The 16,849-nt window shown below is 73.4% G+C and carries 17 protein-coding genes and 2 pseudogenes; 8 read left to right on the top strand and 11 right to left on the bottom strand.

Annotation, left to right across the window (positions count from 1 at the left end; translation table 11 throughout):
* Window positions 1-504: 504 nt before the first annotated feature.
* Entirely contained in the window at window positions 505-1,674 is a 1,170-nt protein-coding gene (locus ACFY00_RS30230) for an alpha/beta hydrolase family protein (RefSeq protein ID WP_388035203.1), read from the bottom strand.
* A gap of 358 nt (window positions 1,675-2,032) precedes the next feature.
* Here ACFY00_RS30230 and ACFY00_RS30235 point away from each other — a divergent pair, with 358 nt between their 5' ends.
* Window positions 2,033-3,571 carry an oxidoreductase gene (locus ACFY00_RS30235; RefSeq protein WP_388035205.1) on the top strand — a complete coding sequence of 513 codons (1,539 nt, stop codon included), beginning with the start codon at window positions 2,033-2,035 and terminating at the stop codon, window positions 3,569-3,571.
* 787 nt (window positions 3,572-4,358) lie between these two features.
* Window positions 4,359-6,062 carry a protein kinase gene (locus ACFY00_RS30240; protein ID WP_388035208.1) on the top strand — a complete coding sequence of 568 codons (1,704 nt, stop codon included), beginning with the start codon at window positions 4,359-4,361 and terminating at the stop codon, window positions 6,060-6,062.
* Between the two features lie 58 nt (window positions 6,063-6,120).
* Here ACFY00_RS30240 and ACFY00_RS30245 read toward each other — a convergent pair whose 3' ends face one another.
* From ACFY00_RS30245 to ACFY00_RS30255, 3 genes are read right to left on the bottom strand one after another with little or no spacing between them, the layout of a single operon-like run.
* A complete protein-coding gene (locus tag ACFY00_RS30245; RefSeq protein ID WP_388035210.1) occupies window positions 6,121-6,804 on the bottom strand; it encodes a response regulator in 684 nt (227 codons plus the stop codon).
* 43 nt (window positions 6,805-6,847) lie between these two features.
* Entirely contained in the window at window positions 6,848-8,044 is a 1,197-nt protein-coding gene (locus tag ACFY00_RS30250) for a sensor histidine kinase (protein ID WP_388035212.1), read from the bottom strand.
* 35 nt (window positions 8,045-8,079) lie between these two features.
* Window positions 8,080-8,661 carry a hypothetical protein gene (locus tag ACFY00_RS30255; RefSeq protein ID WP_388035215.1) on the bottom strand — a complete coding sequence of 194 codons (582 nt, stop codon included), beginning with the start codon at window positions 8,659-8,661 and terminating at the stop codon, window positions 8,080-8,082.
* A 34-nt stretch (window positions 8,662-8,695) separates the two neighbouring features.
* Between ACFY00_RS30255 and ACFY00_RS30260 the strand changes: the two are divergent.
* Window positions 8,696-8,920, top strand: a pseudogene (locus ACFY00_RS30260) (IS5/IS1182 family transposase); the annotation flags it as partial.
* Between the two features lie 8 nt (window positions 8,921-8,928).
* Here the strand turns inward: ACFY00_RS30260 and ACFY00_RS30265 are convergent.
* The 3 genes and pseudogenes from ACFY00_RS30265 to ACFY00_RS30275 form a co-directional block, all read right to left on the bottom strand.
* A complete protein-coding gene (locus ACFY00_RS30265; protein ID WP_388035217.1) occupies window positions 8,929-9,495 on the bottom strand; it encodes a hypothetical protein in 567 nt (188 codons plus the stop codon).
* Between the two features lie 328 nt (window positions 9,496-9,823).
* A pseudogene (locus tag ACFY00_RS30270) lies at window positions 9,824-10,149 on the bottom strand (transposase); the annotation flags it as partial.
* Window positions 10,150-10,328: 179 nt separating this feature from the next.
* The gene (locus ACFY00_RS30275) at window positions 10,329-10,457 is read right to left on the bottom strand and encodes a hypothetical protein (protein ID WP_388035220.1); all 129 of its coding nucleotides are present in this window, start codon (window positions 10,455-10,457) and stop codon (window positions 10,329-10,331) included.
* A 10-nt stretch (window positions 10,458-10,467) separates the two neighbouring features.
* Here ACFY00_RS30275 and ACFY00_RS30280 point away from each other — a divergent pair, with 10 nt between their 5' ends.
* The gene (locus tag ACFY00_RS30280) at window positions 10,468-10,674 is read left to right on the top strand and encodes a hypothetical protein (protein ID WP_388035222.1); all 207 of its coding nucleotides are present in this window, start codon (window positions 10,468-10,470) and stop codon (window positions 10,672-10,674) included.
* Here ACFY00_RS30280 and ACFY00_RS30285 read toward each other — a convergent pair.
* Window positions 10,660-10,926 carry a hypothetical protein gene (locus ACFY00_RS30285; RefSeq protein WP_388035224.1) on the bottom strand — a complete coding sequence of 89 codons (267 nt, stop codon included), beginning with the start codon at window positions 10,924-10,926 and terminating at the stop codon, window positions 10,660-10,662. The genes ACFY00_RS30280 and ACFY00_RS30285 overlap by 15 nt on opposite strands.
* Between ACFY00_RS30285 and ACFY00_RS30290 the strand changes: the two genes are divergently transcribed.
* Window positions 10,907-11,038, top strand: a complete 132-nt coding sequence (locus tag ACFY00_RS30290; protein ID WP_388035227.1) for a hypothetical protein — start codon at window positions 10,907-10,909, stop codon at window positions 11,036-11,038. The two genes, ACFY00_RS30285 and ACFY00_RS30290, sit on opposite strands and share 20 nt — an antisense overlap.
* Window positions 11,039-11,252: 214 nt before the next feature.
* On the opposite strand, the gene ACFY00_RS30295 is transcribed toward ACFY00_RS30290, so the two are convergent.
* Complete coding sequence (locus ACFY00_RS30295) at window positions 11,253-12,158, bottom strand: hypothetical protein (protein WP_388035229.1); 906 nt, start codon at window positions 12,156-12,158, stop codon at window positions 11,253-11,255.
* Between the two features lie 264 nt (window positions 12,159-12,422).
* Complete coding sequence (locus ACFY00_RS30300; RefSeq protein WP_388035232.1) at window positions 12,423-12,683, bottom strand: hypothetical protein; 261 nt, start codon at window positions 12,681-12,683, stop codon at window positions 12,423-12,425.
* A gap of 47 nt (window positions 12,684-12,730) precedes the next feature.
* Between ACFY00_RS30300 and ACFY00_RS30305 the strand changes: the two genes are divergently transcribed.
* From ACFY00_RS30305 to ACFY00_RS30315, 3 genes are all read left to right on the top strand, one after another.
* Window positions 12,731-12,898: a fibronectin type III-like domain-contianing protein gene (locus ACFY00_RS30305; protein WP_388035234.1), complete on the top strand. Its 168-nt coding sequence runs from the start codon at window positions 12,731-12,733 to the stop codon at window positions 12,896-12,898.
* 113 nt (window positions 12,899-13,011) lie between these two features.
* Window positions 13,012-13,482 carry a MarR family winged helix-turn-helix transcriptional regulator gene (locus ACFY00_RS30310; protein WP_388035237.1) on the top strand — a complete coding sequence of 157 codons (471 nt, stop codon included), beginning with the start codon at window positions 13,012-13,014 and terminating at the stop codon, window positions 13,480-13,482.
* Window positions 13,483-13,618: 136 nt separating this feature from the next.
* Complete coding sequence (locus tag ACFY00_RS30315) at window positions 13,619-15,211, top strand: MFS transporter (protein WP_388035240.1); 1,593 nt, start codon at window positions 13,619-13,621, stop codon at window positions 15,209-15,211.
* Window positions 15,212-15,296: 85 nt separating this feature from the next.
* Here the strand turns inward: ACFY00_RS30315 and ACFY00_RS30320 are convergent, their stop codons facing one another.
* A complete protein-coding gene (locus tag ACFY00_RS30320) occupies window positions 15,297-16,445 on the bottom strand; it encodes a hypothetical protein (RefSeq protein WP_388035243.1) in 1,149 nt (382 codons plus the stop codon).
* Window positions 16,446-16,849: the final 404 nt, after the last annotated feature.

A 16,849-nucleotide genomic window follows, 5' to 3' on the forward strand; every position in this document is an offset into this window, starting at 1 on the left:
CCAGCGGTTCTTGCCGACGCGGGCAGGTGGCCGGTCGTCCGGGGTCGGCGAAAGGTCGGCAAGCTTCCGGAGGCGAGACCCTCGACCTCGGTCTCGCCGCCTGAAACAGTGGGCGGCCAGGACCCCTGCTGGTCAACCCTGGTCAGTCACGACAACTGGGACGTCATGCCCCAGGGTTATCGGCCGCGATCTGCGATGCGACCCGGCCCTTCGGCACCCGGCGCGGTGCAGGTGCCCGAGTGAGGCGTGAGCGAGATAGCCGCCGGGCTGGCTGTTGCACTCGAAGGCGGCACGGTCTGCTGCCCCACCCCGCGCCTCCGGCGCCAGGGAGCGCACCACGCTGATCCTGACGGCGATGTGGGAGTCCGGAGGCGTTGTCCGGTCGTGGTGCGCCCTCGGGGGCCTTCCTCGGGCGGAGCGGTTCATCCTGCGAGGCGTCATCGCCGCCCCGGGTGGCTGCCGGTCGGCCGCCCGGCGGATCGGGCGGGGGCTGGTGGCGGGCGTCTACGGGTGGAAGGTGACTTCCGGGTTCTGCGGGGTCGGGCCGTCGAGGAGCGGCTGGGCGACGTCCTTCAGGTGCAGGTCGAAGAAGGCCGTGACGTACGTGCGGGTGAGCTGGAGGGCGCGCGGTGCGGGGAGGGACCGGCCCGCGTCGGGCAGGCCGAGCGCGTCGAGCAGGACCGGGAGGTCGGTGAACGAGGCGTGGTTGGTGCCGGCCACGGTCAGCCAGCGCTTCCAGCCGTCCAGGCGGGGCCAGCTCCCGGTCCAGCTGGTGTCCTCGGCGCCGTCCGGCAGGGGGTGCCCGATCATCAGGAACGGTTTGCCGCCGAGGCCGGTGGCGGGCACCGGGACGTCCATGGTGCCGTCCAGGTCCGCGCCGGCCCGGATCCGGTCGTCGGCGAGCAGGGCGGGGACGGTGGCCGCGCCGCCTGCGGAGTGGCCTGCCGTGCCGATCCGGGTCGGGTCGATCATCCGGGAGTGGCGCCAGGCGGGGTGGGGGCGGGCGGTCAACTGGTCGATGACGAAGGAGATGTCCCGGGCTCGGCTGCGGTCCAGGCCCGCCCAGTCCTCCGGGGAACGCAGTTGTCCGCACATCACGCAGGGCAGCGTGGTTCCGTCGGGGAAGGTCGTCCCGGTGTTCTCGTAGGTGTGGTCGACCAGCGCGACCACGTAGCCGTGGCTGGACAGGTCCTCGGCCAGGCCGGTCAGCGAGGTGCGGGGCATGGTGAAGCCCGGCGAGAGGAGCACCAGCGGGTAGCGGCCGGGCGCGGGGCGGGCACCGGAGGCGGCCCAGGTCCGGGTCGTGGTGAGCGCCTCGGTGGGGATGGTGTTGCCCGGCAGCTTGGCGTCCAGCAGCATCCGCGCCGCGCCGGGGGTCATGTAGGGGGCCGGGCCGCCGGTGTCCGCCCTGGCCGGGTAGTAGACCGACACCATCAGTCGGCGCGGGCCCGAGGCCGGCACCCACGGGTCGGTCCGGTCCCGGTCGACGAGTTCCAGGACGTCCTGCCCGACCGCGTACGGCCCGGTGGGGCGCGGGAGTTCGGCCCGGACCGTGGCCGGAGCGACGGCAGCCGCAGCGGCCTGAGCGGCCCCGGCGGGCGGGGCGGCGGCGACGGACAGCGGCAGGGCGAGCAGCAGGGCGGCCAGGGCGGCGGTGGTGCGGATTCCGGTCATGGGCGTGACCGTACTTTCCCCGCAAGGGAGTTGACGTCGGCTCGGCGGTGTAGGGGTTGCGCCGGAGGGCGAACCGGCCGTCGGCACGCGGCCCCTACGGGAAACCCGTAGAGAACGCGGACACGGTCGGGGCAGGCACCTGTCGTCGGCGGGCTGTCAGCGCGGCTGCGCGCACGGCCGCGACAGGCCGGTCGAGTACTGGCGAGTACCCGGTCGGTTGAGCTACGCCGTCGTGGCGCAGGGCGACGATCGCCGTTCTCCGGGCGAGCACCGGCGCAACCCTCGGCGGAACGGACCGCCTTCCGGTCAGGACGCAGTGGGGCGAGGCGGACGCGGGGGAGATCACTACTCTGCACGGGTGTTCTCATATGACGAGTTGACTTCACCTGAACGTGAGTTGTGGGACGCGTTCCCCGAGGGGCGCCTCGTGGACCTGCGCACCGGTGTGCCCGAGGAGGACCCGGTGGCCGGGGGCGGGCGGTGGGGTTCCGGGCGGACGGTGCGGGCCGCCGTGATCGTGGCGCTCCTCCAGGGGGCGAACCCCGCGCGGACGGGTGCCGTGGCGGCTCTCGGGCTCACCGGGGCGCGGATATCCGGGCACCTCGACCTGGCCGGCGCGCAGATCGCCCACGCCCTCCGGATCGAGGACTGCTGGTTCGAGGAGGGGGTGGACCTCTCGGGAGCGTCGACCCGGTCGATCGCGCTCGTGGGCAGCCGGGTGCCGGGCGTGGAAGCCGGCTTGATCCGCATCGACGGACGCCTCGACCTGCGGCGCTCGCACATCACGAGCGGCTCCGCCTCGCCCTTCCACCGCAGGCCCACCGCCCTGTCGCTCATCAACGCCCGGGTGAGCGGCGCGGTGAACCTCGGCGGCGCCCGGATCATCGCACCGGGTGGGCTGGCCGTCTCCGCCGGCGGGCTGGTCGCGGAGGGCGGCGTCTACTGCGAGGACGGATTCACCGCGCACGGTGTGGTCCGGCTCATGGGGGCCCAGTTGCCGGGCGGACTGCACATGCGCGGTGCCCTGCTGGAGCGCCCCGGCCCACGCGGGGTGGTGCTCGCCCTGGACGGTGCCGTCGCCTCGACGCTCGACTTCTCCGACGGGTTCGCCGCGCGAGGAACCGTACGGCTGCGGGGCGCCCGGATCTCGGAGAACGTGACCTTCGCCGGGTCAGTCCTGGACGGGCCGCCCGACGGCCGGGGCCCGTCACTGGCCGCCCCGCTGATGCAGGTGGTCGACTTCGACCTCACCCTCGCCCGGCAAGCGTCCGGCGCCGTGGACCTGCAGGGGGCGCAGGTGTCCCACCTCCACGACAACGACCACAGCTGGCCGGACGTGGTGGAGCTGGACGGCTTCGTCTACGGCTCCATCAAGACGGACGGAGCAGGGGAGCGGCGGAACTCCGCGGCCCACCGCGTGGCGTGGATCCGGCGCGGTCCGGGCTACCACCCCCAGCCCTACGAGCAGTTGGCGAGCTGGTACCGGAAGGCCGGCCACGACGACGACGCCCGCCGCGTCCTGCTGGCCAAACAGCGCCACCGGCGCCTGACCCTGCCCCGGGCCGCGCGGGCGTGGGGGCACCTGCTCGACCTGACCGTCGGCTACGGCTACCGCCCCTGGCTGGCCGGCCTCTGGCTCCTCGCGCTGACCCTGCTGGGCACGCTGACCTTCGGCACCCACTCCCCGGAGCCGGTCAAAGAGGGCGAAGGCGCACCGTTCCAGCCCCTCGTCTACACGCTCGACCTCTTGGTCCCCATCGGCGGACTGGGCCAGCGCACGGCCTGGTACTGGTCGAGCGGCAGCCTCCAGTGCCTCGCCTACCTGCTGATCGCCTTCGGCTGGGTGCTGACGACCGCCGTCATCGCGGGCGTCACCCGCGCCCTGCAGAAGAACTGACGGACCGCAGCCGGGTCCGGGCGTCACCGGCCGACCGGTGCGCAGCCGAGGACGGGGAAGGCTTCGTGGCCGCCGACGGCCGGCCGGAGCGCGGGCGGTGTCGGCGCGTCCGGGGAGCGGTCGCAGTTCGCGAGCGGCTGCTCGCCCCCGGCGCGAGGGCCCGCCGGGGGAGTTCGTCGACGGCGGCACAGCGGGCGGGCGTCGGCCCGGCGCCGCGGCCTTCCCCGACCGGGGCGAGGAGACCGCCCCGTTGGCGCTGCGCGCCGACGTCGAGCAGCACCACGTCCGGCAGGGCCAGCTGGCGGTCCTGCCGATCGGCACCGGGCCGGTGCGGCGCGTCCGGGACCGACCTGGTGGCGGTGTGCGCGCCGACGGGCCGCGTGGCGCGGGACGGTGCCGGCGCTGCGCGGCGTGCGCTTCGGCAGGCGCTCGACCGCCGGTCGGCGGTGCGGGCGCTGGGGACGAGTCGGGCGGGGCTGTTCGTTTCCTCGGGTTCGGTACTGCCGGCTGCCGCCGCTCGTGCACGACCACCGGCGGCGGAACGCCGGGCAGGCGGTGGGCCCGGCCTCGGTGCGGCGCGTGGCAGGGGACTCCTACCTGGGGTTGAGGCGCTTCGCTGCTACAGCGCTGGTTGTGGTCGATGACCAGCCCTGGGATGGATGGCAGGCCGCGGGCCCCGCATTACGGTCGTCCTCCTGGAGGTGCGGAGACGGCAAGGGGCCCTCTCCGCACGACGCAGCACGGTCCCGGGCGAGGGCACGGCCCGCGGGTGGAGTCAAGGGGAGACGTGGACATCAGCGGAGTGCAGGGCGAGCCGACCAGCTACGGTCTCCAGCCGCCGTCACCGGTCCGCCGACGGGAACAGCGGTCCGGCACGGCGACGGGCGCCGAAACGGGGACGGGCGCCGGGGCGGCGACGAAGGCCGGGGCGCCGGACGGTGCCGAGTCGTCGCCGTCCGACCGTCCCACGCCCCGACCGGCGGCGGACGGGCCGGGCCCGGTGGCCGGTGCGGGGCGGCTGATCGGCGGCCGGTACCGGTTGTTGGAGCGCCTCGGCGCGGGCGGCATGGGCACGGTGTGGCGGGCCCACGACGAGGTGGTGGACCGCGACGTGGCGTTGAAGGAGCCGCAGGTACCGGAGCACTTCACCCCGGCGGAGCGCCGTACGGCCCACCTGCGGATGGAGCGCGAGGCCCGGGCGGCGGCCCGGATCGACCATCCGTCGGTGGTCGCCATCTTCGACGTGGTCACCGAGTCCGGCCAGCCCTGGATCGTGATGGAGCTGCTGCGCGGCAGGTCGCTCGCCGAGACGCTGGAGGAGGGCACGCTGGCCCCGCAGGAGGCGGCCAGGATCGGGCTGGCCGTCCTCGGTGCCCTCGGCGCGGCGCACGAGGCGGGCGTGCTGCACCGCGACGTGAAGCCCGGCAACGTGATGCTCGGCCGGTACGACCGGGTGGTGCTCACCGACTTCGGCATCGCGCAGGTGGAGGGCGAGCAGGCGCTCACCGAGACCGGCGCCTTCGTCGGCTCGCCCGAGTACCTCGCGCCCGAGCGGGTGCTCGGGCGGCGCCCCGGACCCGAGTCCGACCTGTGGTCCCTGGGCATCATGCTCTACCAGGCCGTCGAGGGCGTTTCGCCGTTCCGTCGGCAGACCACCCCCTCCACCCTGCAGGCGATCCTGCTCGCCGAACTGCCGCCGCCGCAGCAGGCGAACGGGCTCACCGAGCTGCTGACCGGGCTGCTGCTCAAGGAACCGGAGCGCCGGCTCACCGCCCAGCAGGCCCGGCCGCTGCTGCACGCCGCCGCCGAGCCGCCGTCGCAGCCGGGCCTGCCCTACGCCCCGACCCTGCGGGTCGTGGACCCCCTGCCGGTCCCGCGCGCGCTCCGGGCCCGGCGCTGGCTCCGCAGCCGCACCGGCCTCACCACGAGCGCGGTGGGCGCGGTCGCCCTCGCGCTGCTGCTCGCCCTCACCGTGCGGCTGACCGGGGACGACCTGCCGGATGGGTGGAGGCGCTACGACGAGTACCGGATGGAGCTGACCATCGCGGCCCCGGCCGACTGGACCATCAAGGTCCAGGACGACCTGAGCAAACCCGACAGCCCCTACCGGGGCACCTCCTACACCTCGCCCAAGGGCGACATGTGGATCGGGGTGGACCGGAAGGAGAAGTCCACCGAGACCGCCCGGGCCATCGCCGAGCGCTGGAAGCGGGAGCACGAGCAGGCCACCCCGCCCCAGGGCGGCGCGGCCAGCGTGGCATCGGTGGAGTCCACCACCGAGCAGGGCCGGGACGCGGCGGTCTTCACCGAGTCCTACAACCTGGACGTCAAGGGGGCGCCCAGGCGGCTGTCCAAGACCCTGATCCTGGTCAGCTCCCGTCAGGAACGGCTCACCATCTGGGTGGACGTCCCGGACGGCAAGACGGCGGCCCGGGCCGTCGACGACCTCCTGCGGAAGGCCAGGTCGGGCTACCAGGTCCGGAACCTGTGAGGCGGGACCCGTGGGCCGGAACCGGTGGGCCGGGTTCCGGAGCCGCCGGGCCGCCCGGTCAGCTCCCACCCGGTGCGGCGTTCCGGCCGGGGGTGACCAGGCCGCTCTCGTAGGCCGTCACGACGGCCTGGGCGCGGCTGGCCAGACCGAGTTTGGACATCACCCGGTTCAGGTGGGTCTTGACGGTGGCGATGCTCACCACCAGCCGGTCGGCGACCTCCTCGTTGGTCAGGCCCTGCCCCACCAGGCGCAGCACGTCGGTCTCGCGGCTGGTGAGCGCCTCCAGGCGCGCGGGCTGCTCGCGGTCCGGGCCGGGTTGCCGGGCGAAGGTCTCGATCAGCCGCCGGGTGACGCTGGGGGCGAACAGCAGTTCGCCGCCGGCGATCAACTCGACGGCGGTGAGCAGGCGTTCGGGCGGGGTGTCCTTGAGCAGGAAGCCGCTGGCACCGGCCCGCAGGGCCGCGTAGACGTACTGGTCGAGGTCGAAGACGGTCAGCATGACGACCTTGGGCTTCGGTTCGCGGGCCTCGGCGAGGATCCGTTCCAGGGCGGCGATGCCGCTCATGCCGGGCAGCCGGATGTCCATCAGCACCACGTCCGGGCGGCAGCGGGCGGCCAGTTCGACGGCCTCCTCGCCGGTGGCGGCCTCGCCGGCCACCTCCAGGCCCGGTGCGGCCCGCACCAGGGCCGCCAGCCCCGCCCGGATCAGCACCTGGTCGTCCACGATCAGAACGGTGGTCACGGTTGCCGCCTCCCCCTCGCCGGCGGGCTCCGGCCCCCTGCCGCTACGCGCCGGACACGGGGAAGGGTATCGAGAAGGCGACCTCGAAGCCTCCTCCCGGCCGGGGACCGGCCTCCACCGACCCGCCGTAGAGTTTGACGCGTTCACGCATCCCGATCAAGCCGAGCCCGCTCCCGGGCACACCGGAGCCGCCGTCGCGCCCGTCGTCCGCCACCAGGCCCGTCAGCCGGTCCGCCCCGTACTCCAGGTCCACGCTGGCGGTGACCGGTCGGCCGCCGTGTTTGATCACGTTGGTGAGCGCCTCCTGGACGAGCCGGAAGGCGCAGAGGTCGGCGCCCGCGGGCAGCGGGCGCGCCCGGCCCCGTACGGTGACCTCCACCGCCACACCGGCGGCCCTGGTCCGTTCCACCAGCTCCTCCAGCCGGTCCAGGCCGGGCGCCGAGTGGTAGAGCCGGTCCTCCTCGGACGAGGTCTCGGGAGCCAAGCGCAGGACCTGCAGCAGTCCGCGCATCTCCTCCAGCGCCACCCGGCTGGTGGCCCCGATCGAGGTGAGCGCCGCCCGGGCGGCGGCCGGGTCGGAGGCGAAGACGTAGTCGGCCAGTCCGGCCTGCACGGCCAGGGCCGACAGGTGGTGGGCGACCACGTCGTGCAGCTCCCGGGCGATGCGCACCCGCTCCTCGACCACGGCGTGCCGGGCCCGGAGGGCCTGTTCCTGCCTCAACCGCTCCGTCAGCTCGGCGAGTTGGGCGTTGCGCTCGGACAGGTTGCGCATGCCGGTGGCGAAGTACCACACCGTTCCGACGCAGATCGCCGACTGCGTCAGCGCCAGCGCGGGCGACATGTCGGCCGCCACTCCGCTCACCATCCAGACCCCGGTGGTGACCGCGGCGGCGGCGTTCGCCCGGGCCGGGCGGTGCACGATCACGGTGTAGCAGGCCAGCAGCGGCGCCCACGGGTTCACCGACGGCTGGTAGCGGGCCGCGGTGTAGACCAGCAGCCCTCCGCAGGAGAGCAGGAAGACGGCCCACGGCGCACGGCGCCGCGCCACCAGCGGCAGGTGGACCAGCAGGGTCAGTCCGATCGCCCACGCGTCGAACGGACGCCAGCCCTGGGCCCGGTACTGGGCCCCGTACGCCTGGAAGGCGTAGACGACGGTCACCCCGGCCAAGGTGGCCGCGAGAACCGCGTCGACCACCACGGGATCGACTCGAAGCAGCCGCCCGTACCCACCCTCGCGCATCCCCGCACCATAGGCGGCCGCCCGGGCGTCCGTCGTCAACCCTGGGGTTGACGACGGACGGTCCGTCGATCCCCGGGTGCTCTTCGGCGTGCGCGCAGCCGGTCGGGGCCTGCCGTCCGGTGCAGGAGCTCTGCGGCTTCGTCGGGCGCCCCCGGCGCCCAGGCACCCGAGTTCACCCTCCCCGCTGCCACCGGCGCCACCGTCACGTTCGGCGACCTGCCCGTTCGGGGCCCGGTCGTGGAAGTGGGGGGCCAGGGGCGGGCAGGGTTCGGCGCCGGTGACGCGTCGAGGTCCTCGGGTCGGCCGGCGCCGACCGGGGCGGCGGTCCAGTCGGCGGGGGAGGGGAGTCCGGCTTCGACGGCGGTGGGCGCGCTCCAGGCGGAGGGGCCTTCGCCGTCGGCCCGGAGGCGGACGCGGACGGTGGCGCGTTCGCGGGAGGCGAGCGGCGCGGCGGGCCAGGGCACCAGGCGGTGGTCGGCGCCGGGCAGCGGGCCGTACTGGGTGGCGCCGAAGTCGCCGGTGAAGTTCAGCAGGCCGACCTGGACGGTGCGCAGGTCCTGGCTGTTGGTGAAGGTCAGGGCGACCAGCAGGTCGTTCCAGATGAAGAAGAACTGCACCAGGCCGACGGTGAGGATCGCGACGGCCGCCCCGCGAGTACCCAGGGCGGCCGGCCGACCACGGACCCGGCCTCTCGTGGTCCTGACGGACCGGGCCCACTCGTCAAGGGCCAACCGCCAACACCTACGCCGGCGCGGGATCCGGGCGGTGATCCCCCAACCGGCCGACCAGGTCGCCAACCGCAAACGCAAGGGCCGCAACGGCAGCCGACCGCCTGCCTTCGACCGCGGAGTCGTCATGACGCGCGGGTGCGCGGACGACGGGGGTCATACGGAGGTGATCTCCAGGGTGAGCAGGCCGTAGATGCTGGGGACCGTCCCCAGTCCGGCCGTGCACAGGAGTACGTCGGCCGCGGGTCCGGTCTGGGTGATCACCACCGTGTCGCCCGCGAACAGGCCGGAGGTGACGGTTCCGGTCTGGGTCACCACCAGCGCAGCGCCGGCTCTGGTGGACGTCACGTTCACCGACAGGGTGCTGGTCTGTCCGGTGTTCCACGTGATGGTGAGCGTGCCCGCGCTGACGCCCAGCAGGTCCAGGCAGCTGCGCGAGCTGGCGGGGTTGGTCCTCGTGGATGTGCCTGAGGTCACGGCGGGCTGCGACAGGGAGACGCACGGACCGAACTGGTACGAGAGCGTCGAGGACGAGGGCTGCGGCGTCAGGGTCAGCGGCGGACTGTAGGTGGTCGTGCTGCTGCTGGGCGGCGTGCAGGTCGTGTCCAGCACGCCGGCGGCGTGGGCGGGCGAGGCGAGCAGCCCTATGCTCGCCAGCAGGCAGACTGCTGCTGACAGCGCGGTGAGGCGTAGGCGGGTGAGTGCGCGTGAGGGTATGGGCACGAGAAGGCCTTCCTTCTTGCCATGCGTGATCGGGCGGCGCGGGCGCGCGGTCCAGCCGTGAACGGCGCGAGCGGCGGTCCCGATCGGGGCCCCGACCGTACGCCCGCTCCGCCGTGCGCACTAGGGCGTGCGCACACGCTTCGGAAGCATCGCAGGGCGCCGGAAACACCTGCGCGCCCCCAGGGGCGTGCGGAGAGCGGTCGTAACTCTTGCATCAGGACGACGGGCTGCGGGTGTGTGACGCTGGGCTTGCAGCTCCAGTCGTTCGCACCGGGCTGCGGGCTGCCCGGGAGGTCAGCTCGGCCACGGAGGCGCCTTGATAGACATCTCATTTGGGGAGTCGGCGGGTGCGGATGAGGGCGGCGGCGATGCCGGCGAAGGCAGCGAAGTGGTCGGCCTTGCGCTCGTAGCGGCGGTGCGGTCGGCGGAAGGCGCCGACGAGCGGTGTCAGGGCCTGGCTGTCGTGGACGTTGGCACCGGAGACGGCGAGCGACAGGGGCAGGCCGGTGCGTTCGGTGGGCAGGTGGGTCTTCGACCCGTACTTGCCCCGATCGGCAGGATTCGGACCTGTCAGCTCCCCCTTGTCAGGGCCCGCATGCTCACCGAGTCGACCGCGCACCGCGACCAGTCCCACTCGCCTTCCTCGGCCGCCTCACCCGCGCCGTGGAGACCAACAGCTCCGGTGCCCGCACTGCGGGCTGGCTGTACTGCTACGACGGCGCCGGCAACGAGAGCGCCGCCGCCTCCCCGACCGGCGCCCGCACCGCCGAGACCTGGACCGACTTCTCCCAGCTCGCCGGGATCACCACGGGAGGCACCCACCTGGACGCCGCCTACGCGGGCACCGACAACGGCGAACGCACCCGCCTGGGCACCACCACCTTCGCCAACACCGCCCTGGGCGTGACGGCCTTCCGGGCCGGCACCACCACCAGCAGCATGATCCGGGAACCCTCGGGCACCCTCACCGGTATGACCCGAGGCGGCGCCACCTACCACTACCTCACCGACGCCCAGGGCTCGGTGACCACCGTGGTCGACAACGCCGGCCAGCAGGTCGACGCCTGCACCCACACCCCCTACGGCAGCGCCCGCACCACCACCGAAACCGCCCCCCAGCCCTGGCGCTACACCGGCGCCTACCTCGACCCCACCGGCCTTTCCTCAGTGGGTAGTTAAGCTCTCAGCTGCGTCAAGGGCGGCGGCATGGCAGCTGGCACAGGCCTTGCGACCGGGGTCACCGAAACTCGTATCGGCGCGGCAGTTTCTTTCGGGATCGGTTGCGCGTCGGATGTAGCCGCAGACCTGGTCGGTGACTACGTGGATGAAGGCGCCGGCGACGCAATTGACACCGTCAGTGCGCTCAAGGACTTGGGCGATATCACCGGCGCCCTCCTGTGAAAGGATATCCATGTCCATCATCTGGGTCATTCTTGCCATCGTAGGGGCGATCGCGCTGATGATCCTCTCCAAATGGTCTCGATCTTCATCTGCCAACGAGTTTTTTCTGCGCCGCAAAGAGCGCAAGAAGAATCAGCGTTGAAAATCTCCTAAATGGACCGCCGGCAAGGTGAAATCCCTGCAAACGGCCTCCTCGCGGCTGACCATCCTCGCGTCCCCGCTTGCCGGGCGTTTCATCCATCGACCTCGTGCGTGGTTGCTCAGGTTGAAACCGCGATGTCGCTGGTTGGGGGGGCGGAGGCCGTCGTGATGGCCAGGGCCTCGTCCCGGCTTGGCGTGCGGGCTGGGGCAGGGGGTCAGTACAGGTCGGCGATCCAGGCGTAGTCGTCCGGATTGCGCATCTGGGTGAGGGTGGTGTGCAGGCCTTGCTTCTCGGCGAGGTGGTGGAGCCAGGGAACGGGGGAGAGGAGGTCGGCGAGGTGGTCGGTGGCTTCGGTGTCGAGGAGGGCGTCGAGGTCGGCGGGAATGGGGTCGTCGACGAGGCAGAGCCAGGCGAGGGCTGCGCTGATCCTGACTTCCGCCGGGCGGGCGGGGTCCTGCCACCATGTGCGGGTGCGGGAGACAGCGTCGGCGTCGCGCTGCTCCCAGGCCAGTTCGCCGATGGCCAGGACCAGGCTCGCGCGCGTCACCGGGTCGTCCTCGACATCGAGGCACGTGTGCAGGGCGGCTGTGATCCGGTCGCGCGCTGGAGGCGTCGCGGCCGCGAGTGCGTAGGCGGCAGCTGTCCGGACCGCTGGGACGGTGTGGGAGAGCAAGGGGAGCAGCAGGTCCGCGTCTTCGGTGAGGGCTTGTCGGGCGGCCTGGATGGACCAGGTGCTCACGTAGCCGCTGGGTTCGAAGGCGAGGCTGTCGGCGGGGGCGCTTGTGCGCAGCAGTCCGGTGCGGGTGCCGTCGCCGAGGTGGGAACGGCGGGCGAGGGTCCCGACCAGCCGGAGCGCGCGGGGCAGTGGCACGGGGTGGGTGAGGGCGATGCGGATCAGGAAGGGGACGGCGAGGGCCCCGGCCGCGTTGGGGGTTCCCTGGTGGCAGATCATGTCCCACAGGACGTCCACCTGGTCGTCGGCCCCGCGGGCATCGGCACAGCGGATCCGCTCCAGTCTTTCGGGCAGGTCGCTACCGGGACCGAAGGCGTGGTGGAACCTCTCCCACGGCACCGCGGCGTAGTCCAGGCCGTCCTTGACGGCGGGATCCATCGCATTCACGACCGCCCGTACGTCCTCAGACGTGCCGACGTGGAACTCCGACCCGCCTGCTTCGTAGATCGCCGGGATGCCCTGTCCGCCCCGCCAACTCACAACGACTCCGACTTCCTGCTCACCGTTCGAGCATGTCCCGCCCGCAGGGCAGGATCAACAGTGCTCACGCCGGTGTACGGTAGCGCTCGCCTCCGACACTGACCGGCACAGGCCGCCGCCAGGACATACGGCATGGTGGGAATGACGCTCCCCTGGGGTCTTTCTTTTGGATCAGTGGGCGGACCGGATGAAGATGCCTGCGATGGGGAGTCCGGCCTGGTGGACGGTGGCGGTCTTCTCGTAGCGGGTGGCCGGACCGCGCCGGTTCTTCAGGCGGTTGATGCACCCTTCGACGGTGTGGCGCTGTTTGTCGGCGTCGCGGTCGAAGGTAGGCGGTCGGCCGCCGTTGCGACCCTTGCGTTTGCGGTTGGCGACCTGGTCGGCCGGTTGGGGATCACCGCCCGGATCCCGCGCCGGCAACAACGGCTCCATCCGCGCCCACCGCGCGTCAGTCAACGGCACACCAGACCAACGATCAGATGATCCGAGAGAAACGGCCCAGCGCCCGGGTCACCTTCACCGTCACCGCCCAGGACCTCTCCACCTGGCAGTCCGGTGCCTGGTGCCTCACTCCGGGCCTGTACGCCCTCTCCGCCGGCCGGTCCTCCCGCGACCTGCCCGTCCAGCGCACCATCACCCTCGGCTGACCGGATTCGGCTCCGGTCCGGGCGGGACGGCACTGCCGTCCCGCCCGCAGGTCGTTCGCGCGCCAAGGTTGGGTATGTTGACATAGGTATGGAGGTGTATCTAATCTGGGGCGGTGCCCTCCTCCCGTGCTCGCAGCGAGCAAGTCGACTCCACCGCCGAGGCGTTGGTGTCGGTCCTGCCCGTGCTGAACCGGGTGCTGGAGCGGCAGGTCGCGCTGGACTTCCCGCACCCCGGCCTCCCCGAGGGGCAGCTCGCCCTGCTGCGGCTGGTCGAGGAGCGCGCGGGCGTCACGGTCCGCGAGGCCGCCGAGGTGCTGCTGATGAAGCCGAACAACGTCAGCGCCCTCGTCACGCAGCTCACCGAGCAGGGCCTGCTGGAGCGTCGGCGGGACGCCGGTGACAAGCGCGTCGCGCACCTGCACCCCACGCCGCTGGCCGCCTCGCGGCTGGCCGAGGCCCGGGCGATCAAGACCGCGCACCTGACGCGGCTGCTGGCCACGCTCACCGACGGGGAGCAGGACGCCCTCGGCTCGGCGCTCGGCGCCCTCAACTCGCTCGTCCGGCACCTTCGCTCCGCCGACTGACCGCTCGGCACCGCCCGCTCCCACCCGCCGACCCGGCGCACCCGGGCAGGTCCGACGGCGTTCCGGCGCGCGTCCGTGCCGCGACCGCGGCCCGGCGCGACGTTTCCGTCAACTCCCTTTCAGACAAGGCACCTTCATGTCCTCCTCCACAGCGGTGGACCGCACCGCCCTGCCCGCACGGCCCGGTGAATCCGGCGGGCGGCGCGCCAACCCGTGGCTGACGCTGATCGCCGTCGCGATCGGCCTGTTCATGGTCAACCTCGACGGGTCGGTGGTCTCGATCGCCAACCCGGAGATCGGCCGCGACCTGCACGCCTCCACCTCCGACCTGCAGTGGGTCACCAACGCCTACCTGCTGGCGATGGCCGCCGCGCTGATCCTCGGCGGCAAGCTCGGCGACAGGTTCGGCCGCCGCACCTTCTACCTGGTCGGCGTCGCCGGGTTCGTCCTCTCCTCGGTGCTGATCGGCCTGATCGGCTCGGTGAGCGGTGTCATCGCCTTCCGCGCCCTGCAGGGCCTGTTCGGCGCGCTGCTGATCCCCAACACCCTGGGCCTGCTGCGCGCGGTCTTCCCGCCCCGGCAGTTCGGCACCGCCGTCGGCCTGTGGGCGATGGTCGCCTCCTGCTCGACCGCGCTCGGTCCGATCGTCGGCGGCCTGCTGGTCGAGCACGTCAACTGGGAGTCCGTCTTCTACGTCAACGTGCCCATCGGCATCGGCGCGCTGGTCTTCAGCCTGCTCGTCCTGCCGCAGAGCAAGGACTCCACCGGGCAGCACCGCTTCGACCTGGTCGGTGTCGCCCTCCTGGCCCTCGGCCTGGTCGCCCTGGTCTTCGGCGTGATCAAGGGCGAGAGCTGGGGCTGGAGTTCGGGCGGCACGTTGGGCACCCTGGCGGGCGGCCTGCTGCTGCTGGCGCTCTTCGCCCGGTACGAGACGAGGGTCGGGCACCCGCTGCTGCCGATGCGGCTGTTCCGCAGCCCGGCCCTGACCATCGGCACCGTCGTCACCGCGGTCAACTTCTTCGTCCTGCTCGGCGTGATCTTCTTCCTGATGCTCTACCTGCAGAACGTCCGCGGCCTCGGCCCGGTCGAGGTCGGCGTGCGCACCCTGCCGATGAGCCTGGCCTCCGTCGTCGCCGCCCCCCTCGGCGCCGCCCTGACCGGACGCTTCGGCGCCCGCCTGACCATGCCCGCGGGCATGCTGCTGGAGGCCGTCGCCGCGCTGTGGATGAGCACCTGGGACAGCCACTCCGGGTACGGGGCGATGTGGCCGCCGTTCGTCCTGATCGGCCTCGGCGTCGGCATGGTGATGTCCGCCTCCTCCGACGCGATCGTCGCCAACGCCCCGGTCCGCGACGGCGGCGTGGCCAGCGGCCTGCAGGCCACCGCGCTGCAGATCGGCGGCGCGCTGGGCACCTCCGTGCTGGTCTCGCTGGTCAGCGGCCGGGTGGGCTCCACCCTGGTGCGCGAACTGACCGGCGCGGGCGTGCCGGAACCCGCCGCCCAGGGCTTCGCGGGCACCAAGGACGCCGTCGCGATGGGCGTCGCCCCCGTCGACGCCACCATGCCCGCCCAGTTGAGGGCCGCCGTGGTCGAAGGCAGCGGCAACGCCTTCATGAACGGCGTCCACACCGCCGTCCAGGTCACCGCCGTCCTGTGCGTCATCGGCGCCCTCCTCGCCGCCGCCGGACTCTCCCGCGGCCTCCGCAAGCCGTCCGCCGCCCACGGCTGAGCGACCGACGCGGAGTCGCCCGGCCGGAACCCCGGGGCCGGGCGACGTGGGGCGGGAGCGGCGCCCGAGAGCGGGAGTCCTCCGGTCAGGCGCGCGGCCGACCGCCTGCGTCGGCCAGCGCGGCCCGGGCCGCCGCTGCGCCGTGGTGGTCCGGGCCGAAGTGCGTCCGCCAGTCGGCGAGGACGGCGGTGAGCGTGTCGCTGCCCGCGCCCCGGCGGAGTTCGGCGGTGCCGAGGAGGGTCCGGAGTTCGAGGGCCCGGTGGTGGGCGGGGGCGAGGTGGGGGAGGGTGGTACGGGCCTGCCGCTCCGCTGCGGCGAGTTCGTCGCGGGCCAGCAGGACGGCGGCCTCGGCGTGGGCGAGGGCGGTACGGTCGTGCGCGGGCAGCGCCTGGACCCCACCGGTGAGCATTCTGGCCGCGGCCACCGCGTCGGCGGCCTCCGCGACCCGGCCCAGCGCGAGCAGCGTGCGGGACAGGTTGATCTGCAGCACCACGGCGACCCGGCCCCGGCCGCCCACGGCGCGAAGACCCCCCAGGAGCAGGCGCTCGGCCTCCCCGGGCCGCCCGCGCAGCACCAGGCCGAGGGCCCGGTTGTTGTCCACCGCCACCGGGACGAGGAGGCCCGTCGGGCCGGACAGCCGGGCGGCCCGGGCGCGGAGCTCCACCGCCTCCTCGTCCACCTCCGCGAACCGGCCCAGGAGCACCAGCTGCGCGAGCCGGTCGCTGCGCAGCTTGCAGGAGTACGTCTCGCCGTCGGGCAGGCCGCGGGCGTGCCCGGCCGCCTCCGCGAACAGCTCGGCGGCCTCCCGGTGCCGCCCCGACGAGCCGACCGAGATCGCCAGCCACTGGCGGGTCTCCCAGGTGCCGTGCCCCGCGGCGAGCACCCGCCGGGCCTCCTGCTCGGCCTCCGCCGCCCGTCCGCCGAGCTCCAGCACCACGGCGAGTTCGCCGCGCAGCGTGCCGTCCGACGCGCCGTCGGGTTCCACCGCCGCGAGCGCGGACCGGAGTTCGGCCTCCGCGCCGTCGAAATCCCCCGCCGAGCGCAGCGCCCTGGCCACCAGCGCGCGGGCGCGGGCGGTCGCCTCGGCGCCCGGGCCGAACACCGCGGCGCAGTGCTCGACGGCCCTGCGGGCCTCCCGCCCGGCCCGCCAGGGCGCCGGGCCCGCAGCGACCAACTCGGCCTGCCGGAGGGCGTTCTCCGCCCGGGCCTGCTTGCGCCCGCTGAACAGGGCCATGTGCTGTCCTTCGTTCTTCCGTCCGAGTGGCCGTGATCGTAGCGCCCACGAACGACGGACCGCGGGGCGGACGCCCCACCGGCGCGGAAGGTTGACCGGCACGGGAGCGTGGGCTCGGCCGAGCTCAACGTGCGGGCGCGGGCCGAACGGGCCAGGGAGGGCGCGGTCACCGGGGCCCGGTTCTGCGTCGAGCAGTGGGGGTACGGCGGCGACTGCGCCGGGCCGGCCGTTCCCGCAGCCGCAGCCGTCGTCGTCGCCGACCCCGATGCGGAGGGTCCGCCTCCCCTTCGGGCAGAACTCTGGCTGATCCTGTACATGCTGAGGGACACTCGGCTCACGCGCGGCGCGTGCCCGACTGCACTGCGGGCTTGGCTCCCCGCATGGCCGGGCCCAGGAATGTTAGC

This window comes from Kitasatospora sp. NPDC001540 (assembly GCF_042894345.1).
GTDB classification, from domain to species: domain Bacteria; phylum Actinomycetota; class Actinomycetes; order Streptomycetales; family Streptomycetaceae; genus Kitasatospora; species Kitasatospora phosalacinea_C.